This is a genomic window from Ruegeria sp. O11 (assembly GCF_056535285.1).
Map to the genome: position 1 here is coordinate 374,164 of NZ_JBQERS010000002.1, position 6,091 is coordinate 380,254.

General features: G+C 57.6%; 5 protein-coding genes. 3 read left to right on the top strand and 2 right to left on the bottom strand.

The window, feature by feature from the left end; translation table 11 throughout:
• Positions 1–43: 43 nt before the first annotated feature.
• The gene (locus ACRZ91_RS08270) at positions 44–871 is read right to left on the bottom strand and encodes an SDR family NAD(P)-dependent oxidoreductase (RefSeq protein ID WP_170475885.1); all 828 of its coding nucleotides are present in this window, start codon (positions 869–871) and stop codon (positions 44–46) included.
• A 70-nt stretch (positions 872–941) separates the two neighbouring features.
• Positions 942–1,559: an SH3 domain-containing protein gene (locus tag ACRZ91_RS08275; protein ID WP_480904105.1), complete on the bottom strand. Its 618-nt coding sequence runs from the start codon at positions 1,557–1,559 to the stop codon at positions 942–944.
• A gap of 201 nt (positions 1,560–1,760) precedes the next feature.
• On the opposite strand from ACRZ91_RS08275, the gene parC reads away from it, so the two are divergent.
• From parC to tuf, 3 genes are all read left to right on the top strand, one after another.
• On the top strand, positions 1,761–4,109 hold the full coding sequence (gene parC / locus ACRZ91_RS08280) for a DNA topoisomerase IV subunit A (RefSeq protein WP_170475888.1): 2,349 nt from the start codon (positions 1,761–1,763) through the stop codon (positions 4,107–4,109).
• 98 nt (positions 4,110–4,207) lie between these two features.
• Entirely contained in the window at positions 4,208–4,801 is a 594-nt protein-coding gene (locus tag ACRZ91_RS08285) for a hypothetical protein (RefSeq protein WP_010437743.1), read from the top strand.
• A 114-nt stretch (positions 4,802–4,915) separates the two neighbouring features.
• Positions 4,916–6,091: an elongation factor Tu gene (tuf, locus tag ACRZ91_RS08290; protein WP_480904108.1), complete on the top strand. Its 1,176-nt coding sequence runs from the start codon at positions 4,916–4,918 to the stop codon at positions 6,089–6,091.

Sequence of the window (6,091 nt, forward strand, 5' to 3'; positions counted from 1 at the left end):
CATCTAGCGTTGATAGAGGCAAAAGCGAACGGGTAATTTCGCCTCAGATGTCCGAGAGAATGCGGTCGATGGTTCGGGTCGGCAGAATGCGTCGCAGATATCCAGCGATGTAAGTCGGCGTTGTCACATAGTAGCGAGCGCGTGGGCGTTTGGATTCGACCGCATGAGCCAGTTTGGCCGTAACGGCAGAAGCAGGCAGTTCGAACCTGTCGTTTCCGGATGATTCGTAGAGGCGTTTCAGCAACGAATCCTCGTATTTCTGGCGCAGGGCAGAGTTTTTCCAATCTATGAAGCGTTCGAACACCGGGATTGAGTTCACTCGGATTTTCGAGGTCACCGGACCCGGTTCGATCAGGATGACCTTGATATCAGTGTCCCGAAGCTCCAACCGCAAAGTGTCGGTCAGGCCTTCTATGGCATATTTGGTGGCAACATATGCGCCACGCCATGGAAACGCGACCAACCCCAGTACAGACGAATTCTGCACGATCCGTCCATGGCCTTGTGCCCGCATCACCGGAATCACCTGTCGGGTCAACTCGTGCCAGCCAAATACGTTGGTCTCGAAAATCAGGCGCATACCTTCGATCGGGACATCTTCGACTGCTCCGGGAAGGCCGTGCGCGCCATTATTGAACAGTGCATCCAGGGTGCCTCCGGTTGTTTCAAGCACCTGGTTCAGACCGGATGTTATGCTGTCGGTGTCGGTATAGTCGATCAGCGGGCTGTCGAAGCCTTGCGCCCGCAACCGATCACAGTCGCGCTGCTGCCGACAGGATGCAAAGACACGCCAGCCACGTGCGCGCATGCCGTGCGCCGCATCCAATCCGATGCCCGAAGAGCACCCAGTAATAAGAATGGTCTTTTGCATGTCACTTCCGAAACTGAACCTCGCCCCCTTGGTATTGCGAGCTTCAGGTCAGGACAATGACCCAGTTGCGTCAGTTTGTTGGCTTCCGAACCAGTGATGCAGAAATCCAACCCACACTTTGCCCGGGAAGCAGTCTCAGCCGCAGCCATCCCGTGCCTGAATCGCTTAGGACTTCAACCCGTTGGCCAATATTGGCCTTTGCTATGATGGGGTAGATTGTACCTGGCCCGTCGCGCATGTTTACGCGTGTGCCTGATATCTCCCGAATGTCCTTTTCGGGTTCGATAATCTGAGAGGTAGGCGTGATATCGTCCTGAACCTCGGTTTCAACCTGCACCAGCCCGGCGGCACCGTCCTCAAGCGAAGCGAGCGTGAAGCTGGCACCATCTCCGTCAAATGCGGAAAACCGAGGCAATGTATTGGCCGCGACTTGTGAAAGAACAACAGCTGTACCCTCCTCGGCCAAGGGTTCAGGTTCGGCTCGCGCGGCAACAGGGCGGGTTGCGACATTGGTCACAAGTTCTTCCGCAGGCGGCGTTGGCGCAGAAGTGGGTTTGGGCTCAGGGACCGAGGCAATAGGCACAGGTTGTTCGGCCCGTGTCCCGCGCGGCTCGAAATCAGGGCCTCCACTCATGACGTAGAAGCTCCAACCGAGCATGGCGAAAGTGATAACAATAACGCGCGTCATAGCGCACCCCCTGGCAATCGTAACATCAATATGAAGGCAGCAATCTTAATATTCGAAAGCATACCATAGAACCGGGTTTGAGTCGAAAGATGGGGGAAATCCGGGACTTGTCTCCCCCTGTTGCAAAAAGCGCGACTTGTCCCCAGCAAAATATGCGCCGATTGCTTTACCCGCGCGCGCTTGCGTCGTATCACATCATGTATGAACGATACGATTGACGACCCCAATATGGAGGCCCCTGACAACGGGGGCGAGGTAGCCGAGCCGCTGCGCCGCGCAATTGGTGAGCGCTATCTGACCTATGCGCTGTCCACCATCATGCACCGCGCTTTGCCGGATGCGCGCGATGGTCTGAAGCCGGTTCACCGGCGAATCCTCTACGCGATGCGCGAGCTGCGACTCAGCGCGACGGGTGGTTTCCGTAAGTCTGCGAAAATCTCGGGCGACGTGATGGGTAACTATCACCCACACGGGGATGCTGCGATTTACGACGCGATGGCGCGTTTGGCGCAGGATTTCAACGTCCGTTATCCGCTGGTCGACGGGCAGGGGAATTTCGGCAATATCGACGGCGATAATCCGGCGGCCTCGCGATACACCGAGGCGCGGATGACCATAGTCGCGGAGGCATTGCTTGAGGGTCTGAACGAGGACGCTGTTGATTTCCGCGACAACTATGATGGCACGCTGACCGAGCCGGTCGTGTTGCCCGCGCAGTTCCCGAACTTGCTGGCCAATGGCGCAAGCGGTATCGCGGTTGGGATGGCGACGAATATCCCGCCGCATAATATCTCGGAGTTGTGCGACGCCTGTCTGCATCTGATCAAAACACCGGATGCGCGCGACGACACCTTGTTGAATTACGTCCCCGGTCCGGATTTCCCGACCGGTGGCGTGATCGTCGAGCCACCAGAAAATATCGCGCAAGCCTATCGCACCGGGCGTGGTTCCTTCCGTCTTCGCTGTAAGTTCGAAGTCGAAGATCTGGGCCGTGGTCAGTGGCAGATCGTTGTCACCGAGATTCCCTATCAGGTTCAGAAATCCAAGCTGATCGAAAAGATCGCCGAACTGATCCAGACCAAGAAAATCCCGATCCTCGCCGATGTGCGCGACGAATCTGCTGACGATATCCGCCTGATTCTTGAGCCGCGCTCCAAAAACGTGGACCCGGAGGTGCTGATGGGCATGCTCTACCGCAACTCGGACCTTGAGGTGCGGTTCAGCCTGAACATGAACGTGCTGATCGACGGCGTGACGCCCAAGGTCTGTTCGATGAAGGAAGTGCTGCGCGCCTTCCTCGATCACCGGCAAGAGGTGCTGATCCGTCGCTCGCGTCACCGTCTTGGCAAGATCGATCATCGTCTTGAGGTCTTGGAGGGCTTTATCGTCGCCTTCCTGAACCTCGACCGTGTGATCGACATTATCCGCTACGACGACGACCCCAAAGCCGCGCTGATGCGCGAGGATTGGGGAATCGAACATGTTCGCGCGACTGATGAGTCCGACTATGTCTCGCCCAAACCGGGTGAGGGCGAGTTGTCCGAAGTTCAGGTCGACGCAATCCTCAACATGCGCTTGCGCAGCTTGCGCCGTCTGGAAGAGATGGAACTGGTCCGCGAACGCGATGAGTTGATGCTGGAACGCGCAAACCTCGAAGACCTGCTGGCCGATCCCGCCTTGCAATGGGCCAAGATCGCCGAGCAGCTCAAAGAGACCAAGAAGACCTTCGGTAAAGACTACGAAGGTGGTGCGCGCCGGACTCAATTTGCCGAGGCTGGGCAGGTCGAGGAAGTGCCGCTTGAGGCGATGATCGACAAGGAACCGATCACGGTCGTCTGTTCGCAGATGGGCTGGATACGCGCCATGACCGGCCACATCGATCTGAAGCGCGAATTGAAATTCAAGGACGGTGACGGCCCGCGGTTCATCTTCCACGCGGAAACAACGGACCGGTTGCTGGTCTTTGCCTCTAACGGCCGTTTCTACACTGTCAGCGCTGCCAACCTGCCCGGCGGTCGCGGCATGGGAGAGCCGCTCCGTCTGATGGTAGACCTGCCAAACGAGGCGCAGATCATCGACATCCTGATCCACAATCCAGGGCGCAAACTGCTGGTGGCTTCGGATGCGGGTAACGGCTTCATGGTGCCCGAAGATGATGTGCTGGCGCAGACACGTAACGGCAAACAGGTGCTGAACGTCAAAGGCGATGAAACCGCCATGATCTGTAAGCCGGTCGCTGGCGATCACGTCGCTGTAGTGTCTCAGAACGGCAAGTTCCTAGTGTTCCCGACGGAAGAACTGCCCGAGATGACCCGGGGCAAAGGTGTCCGCCTGCAAAAGTACAATATGGCCCGTGGGCGACAGGGGACCTTGGAACTGGACGGCGGCTTGTCCGACGTGACGACTTTCAACTGGGACGACGGCTTGAAATGGTCCATGGGTGGCGACAAGACCCGGCATGAGGCGGATATGTCCCAATGGCTAGCTAAGCGTGCAGGTGTTGGGAAAAAAGCGCCCTACGGCTTCCCGCGCGACTATAAATTCTCGTGACCAGACCAACAGTTTGGTGAATTTCTGCCGATACCGCTTGGCACAAGCGGTATCGGTGCGCTACATCCAATAAAAACAGGCCTATCGAGACGAGAGACATGTTGCGCATCCTGACACTGATCACCGGGTTGGCCCTGATGGGCGCCTGCACCCAGACACAAGTTTACGAAGAGCCCGAGTCGCTGGGTGAATTCAAAATGCGCGTTAACTATGCCTTTGCTGACAAAGCTGTGCAGGGGCCGGTTTCGCGGGATGCTACGCCCGACGAATGGACTGCGGCAATTCAGAATGCAGTAGATATTCGATTGGGCCGCTACGAAGGCGCTCAGGAATATGATATTGGCATCAGCCTTGAAGGCTACATGCTTGCCCCGCCCGGTATCCCCGTGATCTACAATCCCAAGAGCACGGCTATCGTTCTGGTGAATGTGTATGACGTAAAAAACAAAGAGTTTCTGGCCAAAGGCAAGCAGTTTCAGGTTTTGGAAGACACGACCGGAGGTAGCGCCCTCAAAGGGTCCGGTCACGAACGCACAAAAGAAGAGCAAATGAGCGGGCTTTCCCTGAAGGTTGCCGACCGGGTCGAAGAGTGGTTGGCCGAAGAACATAAAGACAATGGCTGGTTTGATCGCCGCCCCGACCTTATTCAGCCGCTGGAGAACGAGGTTGTGGCGCAAAATCCGGCGTCCTGAGCGGCTTTTCCATCAGGATGTGCTTGATTTTCCCCCCTGAACCAAATATCTCGCGCGCGCAGATGTAACCGCGGGACCACGGGTCCCCCAAAATTGCAAAAGGGCGCCTGAGGAATGGCAAAGGAAAAGTTTGAGCGTAATAAGCCGCACGTCAACATTGGTACGGTTGGCCACGTTGACCACGGCAAGACCACGCTGACGGCAGCGATCACCAAATATTTTGGTGACTTCAAAGCGTATGACCAGATTGACGGTGCGCCGGAAGAGAAAGCACGCGGCATCACCATCTCGACCGCCCACGTGGAATACGAGACCGACGCGCGTCACTACGCTCACGTCGACTGCCCCGGCCACGCCGACTACGTCAAGAACATGATCACCGGTGCGGCGCAGATGGACGGCGCGATCCTGGTTGTGAACGCCGCTGACGGCCCGATGCCGCAGACCCGCGAGCACATCCTGCTGGCGCGTCAGGTTGGCGTTCCTGCGCTGGTCGTGTTCATGAACAAAGTTGACCAGGTTGACGACGAAGAGCTGCTGGAGCTGGTGGAAATGGAAATCCGCGAGCTGCTGTCTTCGTACGAATTCCCGGGCGACGATATTCCGATCGTAGCGGGTTCGGCTCTGGCCGCGATGGAAGGCCGTGATCCGGAAATCGGCGAGAACAAGATCAAGGAACTGATGGCGGCCGTGGACGAGTACATCCCGACCCCCGAGCGTGCCGTGGATCAGCCGTTCCTGATGCCGATCGAAGACGTGTTCTCGATCTCGGGCCGTGGTACCGTTGTTACGGGTCGTGTTGAGCGTGGCGTGATCAATGTTGGCGACGAGATCGAAATCGTCGGCATCCGCGACACCAGCAAAACCACCTGCACCGGTGTTGAAATGTTCCGCAAGCTGCTAGACCGCGGTGAAGCGGGCGACAACATCGGCGCTCTGCTGCGCGGTATCGACCGTGACGGCGTTGAGCGTGGCCAGGTTCTGTGTAAGCCGGGTTCGGTGACACCGCACACCAAGTTCGAAGCCGAAGCCTACATCCTGACCAAGGAAGAAGGCGGTCGTCACACCCCGTTCTTCGCGAACTACCGTCCGCAGTTCTACTTCCGTACAACTGACGTGACCGGCACCGTGACCCTGGCGGCTGGCACCGAGATGGTTATGCCTGGCGACAACGTCGGCTTCACCGTCGAGCTGATCGCGCCGATCGCGATGGAAGACGGCCTGCGCTTCGCCATCCGCGAAGGCGGCCGCACCGTCGGCGCCGGCGTCGTGTCCAAAATCATCGAGTAA